The sequence below is a fragment of the Catellatospora tritici genome (assembly GCF_019083965.1).
In the GTDB taxonomy this organism is placed as follows: domain Bacteria; phylum Actinomycetota; class Actinomycetes; order Mycobacteriales; family Micromonosporaceae; genus Catellatospora; species Catellatospora tritici.
The window spans coordinates 1,969-17,442 of the sequence record NZ_JAHRCY010000032.1; the positions used below are offsets into that span (position 1 = coordinate 1,969).

The 15,474-nt window shown below is 70.9% G+C and carries 9 protein-coding genes; 4 read left to right on the forward strand and 5 right to left on the reverse strand.

What is annotated here, in order from left to right; all coding sequences use genetic code 11:
- The first annotated feature begins 170 nt into the window (after positions 1 to 170).
- Positions 171 to 893, forward strand: coding sequence for a helix-turn-helix domain-containing protein (locus tag KUA19_RS38600; RefSeq protein WP_217404351.1), 723 nt, complete (start codon positions 171 to 173; stop codon positions 891 to 893).
- 45 nt (positions 894 to 938) lie between these two features.
- Here the strand turns inward: KUA19_RS38600 and KUA19_RS38605 are convergent, their stop codons facing one another.
- The 3 genes from KUA19_RS38605 to KUA19_RS38615 form a co-directional block, all read right to left on the reverse strand.
- Positions 939 to 1,490, reverse strand: coding sequence for a DinB family protein (locus KUA19_RS38605; protein ID WP_217404353.1), 552 nt, complete (start codon positions 1,488 to 1,490; stop codon positions 939 to 941).
- A gap of 38 nt (positions 1,491 to 1,528) precedes the next feature.
- Complete coding sequence (gene dusB, locus KUA19_RS38610; RefSeq protein ID WP_308167892.1) at positions 1,529 to 2,650, reverse strand: tRNA dihydrouridine synthase DusB; 1,122 nt, start codon at positions 2,648 to 2,650, stop codon at positions 1,529 to 1,531.
- A gap of 218 nt (positions 2,651 to 2,868) precedes the next feature.
- Positions 2,869 to 3,432, reverse strand: coding sequence for a YceI family protein (locus KUA19_RS38615; protein ID WP_254550801.1), 564 nt, complete (start codon positions 3,430 to 3,432; stop codon positions 2,869 to 2,871).
- A 355-nt stretch (positions 3,433 to 3,787) separates the two neighbouring features.
- On the opposite strand from KUA19_RS38615, the gene KUA19_RS43550 reads away from it, so the two are divergent.
- Positions 3,788 to 9,451, forward strand: coding sequence for a ThuA domain-containing protein (locus tag KUA19_RS43550; protein WP_308167893.1), 5,664 nt, complete (start codon positions 3,788 to 3,790; stop codon positions 9,449 to 9,451).
- 46 nt (positions 9,452 to 9,497) lie between these two features.
- Here KUA19_RS43550 and KUA19_RS38640 read toward each other — a convergent pair whose 3' ends face one another.
- Complete coding sequence (locus tag KUA19_RS38640) at positions 9,498 to 10,199, reverse strand: hypothetical protein (protein ID WP_217404357.1); 702 nt, start codon at positions 10,197 to 10,199, stop codon at positions 9,498 to 9,500.
- Positions 10,200 to 10,304: 105 nt separating this feature from the next.
- On the opposite strand from KUA19_RS38640, the gene KUA19_RS38645 reads away from it, so the two are divergent.
- Both KUA19_RS38645 and KUA19_RS38650 read left to right on the forward strand, forming a co-directional pair.
- The gene (locus KUA19_RS38645) at positions 10,305 to 12,230 is read left to right on the forward strand and encodes an FAD-dependent oxidoreductase (protein ID WP_217404359.1); all 1,926 of its coding nucleotides are present in this window, start codon (positions 10,305 to 10,307) and stop codon (positions 12,228 to 12,230) included.
- A gap of 105 nt (positions 12,231 to 12,335) precedes the next feature.
- On the forward strand, positions 12,336 to 13,826 hold the full coding sequence (locus KUA19_RS38650) for a SigE family RNA polymerase sigma factor (RefSeq protein WP_217404361.1): 1,491 nt from the start codon (positions 12,336 to 12,338) through the stop codon (positions 13,824 to 13,826).
- Positions 13,827 to 13,973: 147 nt separating this feature from the next.
- Here KUA19_RS38650 and KUA19_RS38655 read toward each other — a convergent pair whose 3' ends face one another.
- Entirely contained in the window at positions 13,974 to 14,942 is a 969-nt protein-coding gene (locus tag KUA19_RS38655; protein WP_217404363.1) for a GNAT family N-acetyltransferase, read from the reverse strand.
- Positions 14,943 to 15,474: the final 532 nt, after the last annotated feature.

Consider the following 15,474-nt stretch of genomic DNA (forward strand, 5'->3'; position numbering starts at 1 on the left):
GCGGGCGCCCCCGGGGCCTGGGGCCGGTGGCCTCACACGTGTGGGGTCGTGCGCACGACCCCACACGTGTGAGGCCACCGGCGAAACGTGTCCGGGCGGCCCGCACGATCCGACCCGGCCGCGGGCGCTCGGGGAGGCGGCCGCGAGATGTGACGGCTATGGTTACCGCCATGTCCGACGCGCCGGGCTTCGGCGTACTGCTGCAGCGGTTGCTGGACAACCGCGGCCTGTATGCCGACCACCTCGCCCGCCTGCCCGATCTCGACCGCGACGAACTGGAGCTGCTGCTGCGCGGCTCGCTGGAGCCGCACCCGGTGCTGTTGCGTACCCTGGCCACCGCGCTCGCCCTGCGCCCGGCCGACCTGTTCGCGGCGTCCGGCTGGCCGGTGCCGGTCGAGCTGCGTCCGGTCGCGCCACAGGCCCGGCCGCAGGTGACCGAGCTGGTGCTGCTGGCACGCGGTTGCGAGCCCGCCGAGCTGCTGCGGCTGCGCCGCTTCGCCCGCTCGCTGTGGCCCACCCAGCCCGAACCACCCGCCGCGGCCGACGATCTCGTCACCGGTAACGGCTTCGGCGCGCTGCTCGGGGCGCTGCTGGCCAACCGCAACCTGTCCACCCCCGGCCTCGCCGCGATCACAGGTTTGACCGAGGGCGCGCTCACCCGCCTCCTGACCGGCGACCGCACCCCCGCCCCCGACCAGCTCACCGCCCTGGCCGAAGCCCTCGACCTGCGCGTCGACGACCTGTTCGCGCTGGCTGGAGCGGCCCTGCCGGAGTCGGGCCTGACCTACGCGTACCCGGTCCGGCCCCACCTGGGCGGGCTCGTCGGCGACCTCGTCCCACTCCCCGCCACCCGCATCGACTGGGTCCTCGCCCAAGCCCACAACCCGAGGTAAGGAAGGGCCCCTTCTTATCGCTTTCCGAGGTGGAAGGGCCCCTTCTTAACCGCGCAGGCGGTGGGCGTCCGCGGCGGTGGCGCGGTAGAGGTCGCGCATCAGGCCGATCTCGCCGCCGTGGTGCATGACCTCGCGGTTGAGGTGCACGATCAGGGCGGCCATGGGCTCACGCGCGTACGGCCCGCCCTTGGCGCCCAGCGGCTGGGCCAGCCCTTCGCCGTCCAGCGCCGAGATCACGTCGAACCAGGCTCGATAGGTCTGCTCCAGGTAGGCCACGCCCTCGGCGGCGGTGCCGGGCAGGTCCACAGCGGGTGCCGGACCGTCGAAGAACAGCGCGGTGCGCTCGGCGAAGCAGCCGATCGCGAGGTGCGTCATCCGCCAGGCGATCGTGGTGACCGGCGGGGGAGAGGGCTCCGGCCAGCCGCCGTCGGCGCGCAGGCCACCGCCGTCCTCAGCCGGGCGCAGCGTCCAGCAGTCCGTGACGGGCTCCCACAGGTACTCCTCGTCGGTGAGCCCGGCCAGTCGTGGCCACAGGTGCACGTCCCAGTAGAACCCGAGCTGCCCGATGATCAAATCGCCCCACGCGACCTCCGCCATGCCCGCAGTCTCGCACCCCGGGTGGGGCCGGGGGTGGCTCAGCCGCCGGAGTCGTCGTGTTCGGCGTCCTCGGGGACGGCGGAGCTGTCGCGGTCGTCCAGCCAGCCGTACGGCAGCACGACCCTGGCCGGGGAGTTGGTGCGTCCGCGCGGCTGCCCAAGGTTGGCCACCGGGAACGGCTCGTCGTGCTCCAGCTTGCCCAGCAGGTCGTCGAGTTCCATCAGCGACGACGACATGGCCATCGCCTGGCGCAGCTGCGACCCGACCGGGAAGCCCTTGAGATACCAGGCCACGTGCTTGCGGAAGTCGGTGACCGCCTCGCGCTCTGCCCCCCACCACCGCACCAGCAGCTCGGCGTGGCGACGCATGACCTGGGCGACCTCGCCCAGGGTCGGCATGACCCGTTCGGGACGCCCGGCGAACGCGGCGGCCAGGTCGGCGAACAGCCACGGGCGGCCGAGGCAGCCGCGGCCCACCACGACGCCGTCGCAGCCGGTCTCGCGGACCATGCGCAGCGCGTCGTCGGCCTCCCAGATGTCGCCGTTGCCGAGCACCGGCACGTCGAGGGCCTGCTTGAGCAGGGCGATGGACTCCCAGTCGGCCTCGCCGGAGTAGCGCTGGGCGGCCGTGCGAGCGTGCAGGGCGACCCAGGCCACCCCCGCGTCCTGGGCGATCTTCCCCGCCTCCAGGTACGTCAGGTGGTCGTCGTCGATACCCTTGCGCATCTTGATCGTCACCGGGATGCCCGCGGGGGCGGCGGTGTCGACGGCGGCCTTGACGATCGCCCCGAACAGATTGCGCTTCCAGGGGATGGCCGAGCCGCCGCCCTTGCTGGTGATCTTCTTGACGCTGCAGCCGAAGTTGAGGTCGATGTGATCGGCCAGGTTCTCCTCGACGACGCGACGCACCGCCTTGGCGGTGATCACCGGGTCGACACCGTATAGCTGCATGCTGCGAGGGTTCTCGTCCGGCCCGAACTCGATCATCTTGTCGGTCTTCGGGTTCCGGACGGCCAGCGCCACGGTCGTGATCATCTCGCACACGTAGATGCCCGCACCCTGCTCGCGGCAGAGCTGGCGGAACGCCACATTGGTGATCCCGGCCATGGGTGCGAGCACCACCGGCGGGTCCACCGGGAACGTTGCGAGCTGCAGAGTCACGCCGTCAAGAATCCCACACGGTGGCGGTGTCCCCACAGACGTGTGCCCCACCCCACCCTGGCACGGGCGGGATGGGGCACCCGGTCCAGCCGGGTCGGCGATGGCGCGGCCAAGGCCCCCGCATCGGCCGCGGTTAGGAAGGGCCCCTTCTACCTCGTATTCCGATAAGAAGGGGCCCTTCCTTCGCTCGGGGCCCGGCTGCGGGTCGCGCGAGGAGATCAGGCGTTCTTGATCGCGGAGATCTCGAACTCCAGGGTGATCTTGTCGCTGACCAGGACACCGCCGGTCTCCAGGGCCGCATTCCAGGTCACGTTCCAGTCCTTGCGGTTGATCGCGACAGAGCCCTCGAAGCCGATCCGGTGGTTGCCGAACGGGTCCTTGGCCGCGCCCTGGTACTCGAAGTCGATGGTCACCGGCTTGGTGACGTCCTTGATGGTGAGGTCGCCGGTCACCTGGAAGGTCTCGGCGCCGGTCTGCTTGACCGCGGTCGAGGCGAAGGTGATCGTCGGGTACTTCTCCATGTCGAGGAAGTCGTTGCTGCGCAGGTGGCCGTCGCGCTGCTCGTTGCGGGTGTCGATGCTGGCGGCCTGGATGGTGACCTTGACGTGCGACTTGCTGACGTCGTTGCCGTCGAGGTAGCCGCCGCCGTCGAACTCGTTGAAGGCACCGCGGACCTTGGTGACCATGGCGTGCCGGGCCACGAAGCCGATGGTGCTGTGCGCCACGTCCAGCGTGTAGGTGCCGGTCAGTTCCGCCAGGGTCGGGCTGGTCGTCGTGCTCATCATGTACTCCTTCAGCAGGCATTTCTTGGTCGTTGATTGTTCAACTACCGCTACAGCCTACTCAATGTCATTGAAGGTTCAACTATTCCGCGCCTTCGCGGGTATGTGACCTGCGCCACTTTACCCTCCAGCATTTCCGGCATGCCGGATTCGTGCCGCGGGCCGGTTTCGTGGTCTCGGGGGTCCGGGTGTGCCATCCACTGTGGAGGGCGTGCAAATTTCCGAACTCTCATTGACAAGAGTTGCTGTATGCGTGCAAATTTGTCACTACTTCGAAACACCGGCGCTACAAACCCCCTCCGGGGCCGCTCACCCGAAGGGTCTTCCCACGTCCCGCAACGACGAGGAGACTCTCGTGTTCCGCGCCCGTCCCGCGCGTCCGTCCCTACGCGCAGCGTTGCTGCGCGTCCTCACCGTCGCCGCATTAGCCCTGACCGGGCTGGTCGGCCTGCCCGCTGCAGCCCACGCGGCCAACTACAACGTGCTGGTCTTCTCCAAGACCGCCGGGTTCCGGCACGACTCGATCGCGGCGGGCGTCACCGCCATTCAGCAGCTCGGGGCCGCCAACGGGTTCACCGTGGAGGCCACCGAGGACGCCGCCGCGTTCACCGACGCCAACCTGGCCCGCTTCGCCACGGTGGTGTTCCTGTCCACCACCGGCGACATCCTCGACGCCAACCAGCAGGCCGCGTTCGAGCGCTACATCCGCGCCGGCGGCGGCTACGCGGGCGTGCACGCCGCCTCCGACACCGAGTACGGCTGGGCCTGGTACGGCAACCTCGTCGGCGCCTACTTCTCCAGCCACCCCGCGGTGCAGAACGCCACCGTGAAGGTCGAGGACCCGGCGCACCCGTCGACCGCCTCGCTGCCCGCGAAGTGGACCCGCTCCGACGAGTGGTACGCCTTCCAGAGCAACCCGCGCTCGCGCGTACACGTGCTGGCCAGCCTGGACGAGCGCAGCTACACGCCGGGCACCGCGACCATGGGTGCCGACCACCCGATCGCCTGGTGCCAGAACTACGACGGCGGCCGCTCCTGGTACACGGCCGCGGGCCACGACGCGGCCGCGTTCAGCGACACCGCGTTCCGGGCGCATCTGCTCGGCGGCATCCAGACCACCGCCAACGCGGTCAGCGCCGACTGCGGCGCCACCCGCGACGCGGGCTTCTCCAAGGTCACCCTGGACAGCAACACCAGCAACCCGATGGAGCTCGACGTCGCCGCCGACGGCCGCGTCTTCTACATCGAGCGCGACGGCCGGGTGCAGATCATCAAGCCCACCACCGGCACCACGGTCACCGCGCTGACCCTGCCGGTCTTCAACGGCAACGAGGACGGCCTGCTCGGCATGCGGCTGGACCCGTCGTTCGCCACCAACGGCTGGATCTACCTCTACTACTCGCCGTCCACCGGCAGCACCCGCAACCAGGTGTCGCGGTTCACGGTCTCCGGCGACACCATCGACCCGGCCACCGAGAAGGTGCTGCTGCAGGTCACCACGCAGCGCAACACCTGCTGCCACCAGGGCGGCTCGATGACGTTCGACACCGCGGGCAACCTGTACCTAGCCACCGGCGACAACACCAACCCGTTCGAGTCCGACGGGTTCGCCCCGCTGGACGAGCGGGCCGGGCGGCAGGACTACGACTCGCAGCGGACCGCGGCCAACACCAACGACCTGCGCGGCAAGATCCTGCGGATCAGGCCGCAGGCCGACGGCACGTACACGGTGCCGTCGGGGAACCTGTTCGCGCCCGGCACCGCGCAGACCCGCGCCGAGATCTACGCGATGGGCTTCCGCAATCCGTTCCGGATCGGCATCGACAAGGCCACCAACACGCTGTACGTCGCCGACTACGGTCCCGACGCGGGCGCCGCCAACGCCAGCCGCGGCCCCGAGGGCACGGTGGAGTGGAACATCATCGGCTCGGCGGGCAACTACGGCTGGCCGTACTGCGTGGGCAACAACTACGCCTACGTGGACTACACGTTCCCGTCCGGGCCGAGCAACGGCGCCTACAACTGCGCGGCGCCGGTGAACAACTCGCCCAACAACACCGGCCTGACCAACCTGCCCGCCGCGCGGGCCGCCACGGTCGACTACGACTACGGCGGCAACCCGCTGTTCCCGGAGATCGGGGGCGGCGGCGCGCCGATGGCCGGTCCGGTGTACCGGTACAACGCCGCGCTGGTGTCGGACCGCAAGTGGCCCGCGTACTACGACGGCAAGGCGCTGTTCGGCGAGTGGAACCAGAACAAGCTCTACACCATGCAGGTCACCCCGGACGGCAGGTCGCTGGTCGACATCAACAACCTGTTCCCGTCGCTGAGCTTCCTGCGTCCGATGGACCTGGAGTTCGGGCCCGACGGGGCGATGTACCTGATCGAGTGGGGCACCGGCTTCGGTGGCAACAACGCCGACTCGGGCATCTACCGCATCGACTACAACTCCGGCGACCGGTCCCCGATCGCGGTCGCGTCCGGCACCCCGACCTCGGGGCCGACGCCGCTGACCGTGCAGTTCTCCAGCGCGGGCTCGCGTGACCCGGACGGGCAGGCGATCACCTACTCGTGGGCGTTCGGCGACGGGCAGACCTCGACGGCGGCCAACCCGTCGCACACGTACGGCACGGCGGGCAACTACACCGCGCAGCTGACCGTACGCGACCCGGGCGGCAAGACCGGCGTGGCCAACGTGCCGATCGCGGTGGGCAACACCGCGCCGACGGTCAACCTGACCACCCCGGTCGAGGGCGGCTTCTTCACCTGGGGCGACCAGGTCCGCTTCACCGTCACCGTGACCGACCCCGAGGACGGCACGATCGACTGCTCGCGGGTCACCGTGCAGTACTACCTCGGTCATGACGAGCACGCGCACCCGATGCAGACCTACACCGGCTGCTCGGGCATCGTGCAGACCTCGCTGGGCTCCGGCCACGGCGACGACGCCAACACCTTCGGCGTGATCGAGGCGACCTACACCGACAAGGGCGGCCCCGGCGGGGTCGGCGCGCAGACCGGCCGGTCGACCCGGGTGCTGCAGCCCAAGCACAAGCAGGCCGAGTTCTTCAACACCACCGGTCGGGCGCCCAGCGGCATCGGCGGCGGCGACCCCGGCGTGCAGCGGGAGACCACCTCCGACACGGCGGGCGGGTTCCAGAACCTCGGCTTCATCGAGGACGGCGACTTCTGGTCGTACACCCCGGTGAACCTGACCAACATCGACTCGGTGCGTGTGCGGGTGGCCTCACCGGGCTCGGGCGGCCGGGTCGAGATCCGCACCGGGTCGGTCACCGGCACGCTGGTCGGCACGGCCACCTTCGGCGGCACGGGCGGCTGGCAGACGTACGTCGACGCCACCGCCACGCTCTCCGGCGTGACCTCGGCGACCGGGCCGCTGTTCCTGATCGCGAAGAACCCGGTCGGTGACACCGGCCAGGGCTCGATCTTCAACGTGAACTGGGTCGACTTCGTCGGCCGGGGCGTGTCGGACAACTCGACGCTGGCCGTCACCCCGGGCAGCCTCGCGTTCGGGTCGGTCACGGTCGGGCAGACCAGTGCCGCGCAGACGGTCACCGTCACCAACCCGGGCACGGGTGCGGCGTCGGTGTCGGCGATCGCGGTGTCCGGTCCGTACACCCAGAGCAACAACTGCCCGGTCAGCCTGGCCGCCGGCGGCTCCTGCACCGTCACGGTGCGGTTCGCGCCGACCGCGGTCGGCGCGGGCAACGGCACCCTGTCGGTGACCAACTCGACCACGCCGCAGCCGATCACGGTCGCGCTGACCGGCACCGGTGCGGACCCGAACACCAACCTGGCCATCGGGGCCACGATGTCGGCCAGCACCAGCGGCGGCGGCTTCCCGGCGAGCAACGCCAACGACGGCAACACCGGCAGCTACTGGGAGTCGAACAACAACGCCTTCCCGCAGTGGCTGCAGGCGGATCTGGGCTCGGCCAAGTCGGTCAGCTCGGTGACGATGAAGCTGCCGCCGCCGACGTCGTGGGGTGCGCGCACCCAGACGCTGACGATCCAGGGCAGCACCGACGGCACCAACTTCAGCACGCTGAAGGCGTCGGCGGGCTACCTGTTCGACCCGAACACCGGCAACACCGCCAGCGCGTCGTTCACCGCGACGTCGGTGCGCTACCTGCGGGTCACCATCACCGCCAACACCGGCTGGCCCGCCGGGCAGCTCGCCGAGCTGCAGATCTTCGGCGGGGGTACGCCGCCCGGCAGCGCCACCCTGGAGGCCTCGCCCGCGAGCCTCGCCTTCGGCAACACCGTGATCAACACGACCACTCCCGGCGTGACGGTCACGATCACCAACACCGGCACCGCCGCGGCCACCCTGTCCGCGACCAACATCTCGGCGCAGTTCACCCAGACCAACAACTGCACGGGCACCCTGGCCGCCGGGGCGAGCTGCTTCGCCACCGTCTCCTTCGCGCCCACCTCGACCGGTGCCAAGAGCGGCACGTTCACCGTCAGCAGCAACGCGACCAATCCGACGCTGACGGTCAACCTGTCCGGCACCGGCATCAACCCGATCCCGCCGACGCTGTCGGTCAGCCCGCCGAGCATCACGTTCCCGGACACCTCGATCGGGTCCAGCGTGGTCCGGCAGGTGTATGTCAGCAACGGCGGCAGCAGCGCCGCGACGCTCAACTCCATCACCGCGTCGGGCGCGGGCTTCTCAGTCGGCACCGGCAGCAGCTGCGGCAGCACCCTGGCCGCGAATTCGAACTGCTTCGTCAACGTGGTCTTCGCGCCCACCACCACCGGTTCGCGCTCGGGCACGCTGACGATCAGCAGCAACGCCAGCAACCCGACGCTGACGGTCCCGCTGTCCGGCAACGGCCTGCCCGGCCAGACCCCGGCCACACTCACCGCCTCGGCGGTGTCCTTCCCGGACACCGCGGTCGGCGCCAGCGTGGTCCGCACCGCGACAGTCACCAACACCGGCACCACCGCCGCGCAGCTCTCCTCGATCACCGCGGCCGGCACCGGGTTCACCCTCGGCAGCAACACCTGCGGCACGGCGCTGTCGGGCGGGGCCAGCTGCACGATCAACGTGACCTTCGCGCCCACCTCGGCGGGGGCGAAGACCGGCACGGTGACCGTGAGCAGCAACGCCACCAACCCGACGCTGACGATCAACCTGTCCGGCAACGGGATCAGCGGCGTCAGCAACCTGGCCCAGGGCAAGCCGGTGACGGTCACCAGCGTGTCGCAGACGTACGTCGGGGCCAACGCGGTCGACGGTGACCTCAACACGTACTGGGAGAGCGCCAACAACCAGTTCCCGCAGCAGATCACCGTGGACCTGGGCGGGGCGGCGACGCTCAACTCGGTCGTGCTGAAGCTGCCGCCGAGCTGGGGCACCCGCACCATGACGCTGTCCGTGCTGGGCAGCACCGACGGTTCGGGGTTCACCACGCTCGTGCCGTCGGCGACGTACACGTTCGACCCGGCCACGGGTAACACGGCGACCATCCCGGTCAGCGCGTCGGCCCGGTATGTCCGGCTGAACATCACGGCCAACAGCGGCTGGCCCGCCGGGCAGCTGGCGGAGTTCCAGGTGCTCGGCACGGGTGGCGGGACCGGCAACCCGGACCTGGCGCTGAACAGGTCGATCAGCGAGAGCAGCCACACCCAGACGTACGCGGCGGCCAACGCGGTCGACGGCAACGCGGGCACGTACTGGGAGAGCGGCAGCGGGTTCCCGCAGACCCTGACCGTGGACCTGGGCAGCGCCCAGACCGTGGGCAAGGTCGTGCTGGCGCTGCCCTCGGGCTGGGGTAGCCGCACCCAGACCCTGTCCGTGCTGCGCAGCACCGACGGGTCGAGTTTCACCACAGCTGCCGCATCCGCGGCTCTCACCTTCAACCCGACCACCGGCAACACGGTGACCATCACGTTCACCGCCGCCTCGGCCCGCTACGTGCGGCTGAACTTCACGGCCAACACCGGCGCCACCGGTGGCCAGGTCGCGACGTTCTCCGTGTACGCCTCGTAGCGAGCAGTCCGTCCTGACCCCCGTTCCCGCGCCGGCGGGGCGGGGGTCAGGCGTTTGTGCGGCGCCAGCGGCGGCGGGCGGTGTCGCGGATCAGGTTCTTGACCACCTGTGCCTCGTACGCCGCGTCGGCCGCCTCCTGGGTCAGCGCGTGCGACGCCTGCCGGGCCACCTCGGCGGCCCGCCGGGCGGCGCGTTCCTTGCCCGCCGCGATGTGGAAGCGGCGCGCCGCCTCGGCGTCGTCGGCCCGGCGGCGCAGCAGGTCGTGGTAGTGGTCCTGCCGCTGCTGGTCCCAGCCGTCGACGTGCTGCCAGACCGCGTGCAGCTGCTGCGCGGTGATGTCGCCGCGCTTGAACGCGGCGCGGGCCGCCCGAGCGACCTCGCGCAGGTCGCCCTCGGGCAGCGGGGTCTCGGTCGGCAGCGCCGCCGCCGCGGCGTTCGCCTCGTCCAGCAGTTCGGTCGCGGCCACGTGCTCCTGCCAGGCGACGTCGCGCGCCGCCTCGGCCTCGGCCAGCTCGGCCGCGGTCCGCTCGGCGGTGTGCACGGCTTCGCGGGCCAGCTCCAGCACCTCGGCCGCGACCCGTTCCAGCTCGTCGGCCTCGACGGCGAGCTTTTCCCGGTCGGCGGCGTTCAGGCGCGGCGGTGCCCCGCCGTCGCGCCGTTGCTGCGCGTGGACGGTGATTCCCAAAAACACGATCGCCAAGAGGGTGACGGGCAGCCCACCCAGCAGCATCGCGGCTGATTGCGTCACCTGCTCGACCTTAGTATCGATTCGCATTGATCGTTAGGCCCCGGGGCTGTCCGGTCTGTGCCAGGCCCACTCGACCTCGGCGCTCCGTGGCGCGAAGATGTCCCGGTGACCCACCCCGATCACATGCCCAATGGGCCGTCGCCGCGCAGTGGAACCGCTGTCGTCATCGGCGCCGGTATCGCCGGACTCAGCGTCGCCCGCGTCCTTGCCGGCGGATACGCCCAGGTCATCGTGCTTGACCGCGACCGCCTGCCGGACCAGGCCGTGCCCCGGCGCGGCGTGCCGCAGGGCTACCACGGCGCGGTGCTGCTCGCCGCCGGGCAGCAGGCGCTCACCGCGATCTTCCCCGGGCTGGTCGACGACCTCGTCGCGGCCGGGGCGGTGCCGTTCGAGCCGGGTGTCGAGATGGCGGTGTTCCGGTTCGGGGCGCTCTACCCGCGTGAACCGGTCGGGCTGAGCCTGGTCTCGTTCAGCCGCCCGCTGCTGGAACTGACGCTGCGGCAGCGGCTCGCGGCCCTGCCCAACGTCACCGTGTACGACGACACCTCCGTCGCCGGGCTCACCGGCGACGGCACGCAGGTCACCGGCGTGACGCTCGCCGACGGGCGGCACTTCGCCACCGACATGGTCGTCGACTGCACCGGCCGCGGGGCGCGGTCCGACCGCTGGATCGCCGCGCTGGGCTTCCCCACTCCGGAAGCCTCCGAGGTGAAGATCAACGTTGGGTACGCCACCCGCCTGCTTCGCCGCGCCCCCGGCGACCTGCCCGAGGGCAAGGCACTGCTGATCCTGCCCGCGCCCCCGCACGAGAAACGGGCCGGGATGGCGCTGCCGATCGAGGGCGACCGGTGGCTGGTCACCATGGGCGGCTGGCACGGCGAGTTCCCGGCCAGCGGCGACTGGGAAGGGTTCGCCGCGCACGCGCGGGCACTGCCGTACCAGGGACTGACCCGGTTGCTGGACCGGGCCGAACCGCTGACCGACGTGGTGTCGTTCGGGTTCCCGTCCAGTCGTCGACGGCACTTCGAGCAGCTGACGTACGTGCCCGCCGGATACCTGGCCATGGGCGACGCGTTCTGCTGCTTCAACCCGATCTACGGGCAGGGCATGACCTGCGCGGCGATGCAGGCGGTGGCGCTGGGACGGCTGCTGGACGAGCACGGCGTCCCGACCGCCGCGATGGCGCGCGCCTTCTACCAGGAGGCGGCCCGGATCGTGGCCACGCCGTGGCAGTTCGCCTCCGGCGGCGACTTCGCGTACCCCGAGACGGCCGGGGACCGGCCGAAGGGGATCGCGGTGCTGAACAAGTACTCGCGGCGGATCCAGCTCGCCACGCAGGTCGATCCGGAGCTGCGCAAACTGTTCACGACGGTGCAGCATCTGCTGGTGCCGCCGGACGTGCTGCGTACGCCCGGAATGGTGCTGCGGGTGCTGCGGACCTCGCGGCTGGCGCCCGGGTTGAAGGGCGGGCCGGTCGAGCTGGTGCCCGAGGTCGCGGTCACGCCCGTCGTCGCTGTTCCCCCGGCGGCCCCGGCCCCGGCGGCTGCCGCCGTGGCGGAACCGACGACCGAGCTTCCGCTGGTGACGCTGGCGCAGCAGCAGCGGGGCATCGAGGGGACGCAGCGGGCCCTGGACGCGGTCCTGATCGGCGTGCTGGCGGCCGAGGGGGTATTGGACGGACCGGCGGGCGACTCGCCCGAGGCTTCGCCCGCTCCGACCGGCGCCGCGGACCAGGCTGAGGTTGGCGCGGATGTCGGCGCGGCGGTGGCGGCCGCGGTCGTGGCCGGGGCGGACACCGCGCTCATCGAGCCGGAGCAGGACGCTCCGGCCATGGAGAGCTCGGTCGAACCGGCGGCCGAGGGGTCGCGGGCACCGGGAGAGGCGGATGGTGCCGCAGCCGGGTCCGGCGCTGTCGAGGAGGATGTCGCCCAGCCGGAGTCGGATGACGAGGGCGGGGCCGGCACGGACTCGTCGGCGGATGCGACGGACTCCTCATCGGCCTCGGATGCGGGTGACAGCGGAGGCGAGTGAACCTCGACGGGCTGAGGCCCGTGAGAATCCGCGATGCCAGGGCAACCACGGCCGGGAGCCATCCGGTACATGGGTTTGACCGCAGCATCAGGGAGGGCGACGGGGATGGCCGGGACGGCGGAGTTCGACGAGTTCGTGAGGACCCGCTCGCGGCATCTGCTGCGGATCGCGTATCTGCTCACCGGCGACCACGCGCTCGCCGAGGACCTGCTGCAGACCGCGCTGGCCAGGTCGTGGTCGGCGTGGCGTCGCATCGACGGCGACCCGGAGGCGTACGTGCGGCAGGTGCTGGTCAACACGTACAACTCCTGGTGGCGCCGCCGCTGGAACGGCGAGCGCCCCACCGAGGCCCTGCCGGAGCAGCCGATCAGCGCACCGCAGGTCGCCGTCGACGAACGCGACCAGGTGTGGCGCGCCCTGTCCCGGCTGCCGAGGCAGCAGAAGCTGGTGCTGGTGCTGCGCTACTTCGAAGACCTCAGCGAGGCCGAGATCGCTTCGGCGCTGGGCATCTCCAACGGCTCGGTCAAGAGCCACGCCTCCAAGGCGTTGGCCAAGCTGCGCCTCGACCCGACCCTGCGTGTGCTGCCGTCGCCCGGCGACGACGATGTACCCGCGGGCAACGAGCGGGTGGCCGCGGTGCGGGAGCGTATCGCCCAGCGCCGCCGGGGACGGCTGGCCGCCCTCATCGCCGCATGCGCGGTCTTGCTGGCCGCCGTGGGCGGATACCTCGTGGCGCCACGGGCCGACCGCGACGAGGCGGCCGACCGCCCCAAGATTCAGGACGTTTCCGACTTCCCCGAGTACTACAACGGCTACCACACGGTGCTGCGCGCTCAGGTGAGATTCGACCAGCGGCCCGCCAGCTTCACCTGGACCCCGTCCACTCTCGACTTCGCGGTGTTCCCGATGTGCAAGGCGGTGCTCGGCGACGACCTCCACGTCATGACGAAGATCAGCATCAACGGCACGTACGTCGCCGGGAGCAGCTGCTACCCCGACGAGCTGGTGGGGGGCGGCCGGATCACCGCGTCACGCGAGGGCCTGCGCGCAGCCGGGGTGCAGGTGGGCAAACCCGCGACCGTCACGCTGACGATCGGCGAGGTCGAGACCCGCCTGGCCGACTCGGCACCCGGCAGCGTCCAGACCTGGGGATCGGGTGGCACGCCGCCCGCGGACGGGATCATCGCCGTGGTGATCGGTGAGCCGGTGCCGTTCGACGAGTTCCCGCTGCCGCCGCGTCCGGCCGAGCTGAAGCCGCTCACCCGGACGTACGACGGGGGCGACCCGGAGTCGGCCGCGATGATCGAGAGCGGCGGTACGCACAGCTCGACGGTCCGCTGGGGGGACAAACTGGAGTTGCTGTGCCGGTCCCAGACCCCGGGCCTGCTGCGGATCAGGGTCGACGGCATCGAGGTGCAGACCATGAGCTGGTGGGACTACCGGCAGGGCGGGTGGTCGGCGCAGATCGACTCCGCGACACCGGCGCTGAAAGACGCGGGCTTCCACCCGGCACCGGGCACCGACGTCACCGTCACCGTGGAACCGCAGTACCTGACGGGTGACTGGTACCTGACGATCTGGTCCGTCACCGGATGAACCTGACCGGTCGGTAGCCGCCTCCCGGAGTCGCACGGATCGTGGCCACGCCGTGCCGTTCTTTCTGGCGCGGACCGAGGGTGCCACTGCCTCGACGGCACGCGGACCCGCTGACGGCGGGCGCCGCCTGGCCGGGTACGACCGGGATCAGTACCCGACCAGGCGGTGCAGACGCAGGAACGACTCCTGGAAACCGAGCGCGGGCCACGCGCGCGAGGACAGCAGGTTGGTGACCCGCCAGTCGGTGACGACGCAGGTGTGCCCGGCCTCGGCCGCCCAGGACAGGACCGCCTCGCCGAGCGCCCGGCCCGCGCCGAGCCCGCGCGCGTGCGGCAGCACGGCCGCGAAACCGAGGAACCCGGCATTTTCCGGCCGGGCCAGCGTGCTGTGCGAACTCGACTTCTCCAGCGCGCAGCCGACCGCCGACCCGATCACCTCGCCCTCGTGCTCGGCGACGAAGGTGGTGAAGTCGGGATTGTCGAAATCTTCCGCCCACTCGGCGAGCGACTCCTCGATCGCGGGCGGCGGGGCCGCCGAGAAGACGGGGGTACGGATCTGGTGCTCGGGCAGCGTCACTTCCAGCTGGGCCAGCACCGGGATGTCGGCGCGCTCGGCGCGCCGGATGGCGACCTTCGGCTCGATCAGCTCGCCAGGCTGCGGCAGCGGCCGCAGGCCGTGTGCGTGCTGCTGGCCGAAGCCCACCCGGAACCAGGCCCGGACCAGGTCGGCGTCATCAGCCGGGGTGAGCACGTAGTGCGCCTTGCGCCCTTCGGCGACCCAGCGGTCGGCGGCGACTGCGTACAGCTCGCGCATCGCCTCCGGCTCGGTGGCGGCCTGACCGGCGGCCTCGACCCACATGTTGTCGCCCCACGTCGGCGACGTCTTGGGTGAGCCGAGCAGGTAACCGACCATGGCACCGCCCCGGAAGGCGACCGCGCCGCAGGCGTGCTCGGCCTCGGCGGCGGCGCGGACGACCTCCTCGGTCGCCGACGGCTGCTCGTAGCGCGGCGACAGCAGCGGCTGCGCCTGCCGATGACGGCGGTGGCGCTGCGCCAGCAGTTCGGCGGCGGCCGGGATGTCGTCTGCGGCGAACGGCCGGACCTCAAGGTGGGACATGCGGCGAAGTTAGCGCCGAGCAGAACAGCCGACAACCGGATTTCGACGGTTGACGGGCAACGCACCGCAGGACTCTGCCGCCGGTATGGATCCCGCAGCGCATCGAGTGGCACCAGAGCGGCAAGCTCAGTGGCGTGAAGTCGGACTCTCGCCGACTATCACGTAGGTGCGCGTCGCCCACTGGTGCGCCGGGCACGGATGCGGGGTGGTAATGCCGTATTCGGACAAGCAGCCCGTGCAGCACCCGAATTCGTCCGAGACATGGATGGAAAGGACGGCGTCGGCTGCTTTGACGATGTCCGGAGCGCCGGTCGAGTCCGAAGTCATGACTCGTCACCGCCGAATACCCGTGCGAACGGCGTGCCAACAGCCGAGACGGCCTGTTCGGCAGCGGTGGCGGAAAGATAGAGTGGCATGAACCACCTCCTGTGGAGTTGTGGGGAGGCGGGGCGCGGCGACCAACCAAGCAGTCCCGCCTCCGGCTTCGATCCTGTGGCCCGAACGTTCTGTAACGGGTCGTCACTTTCTCTCT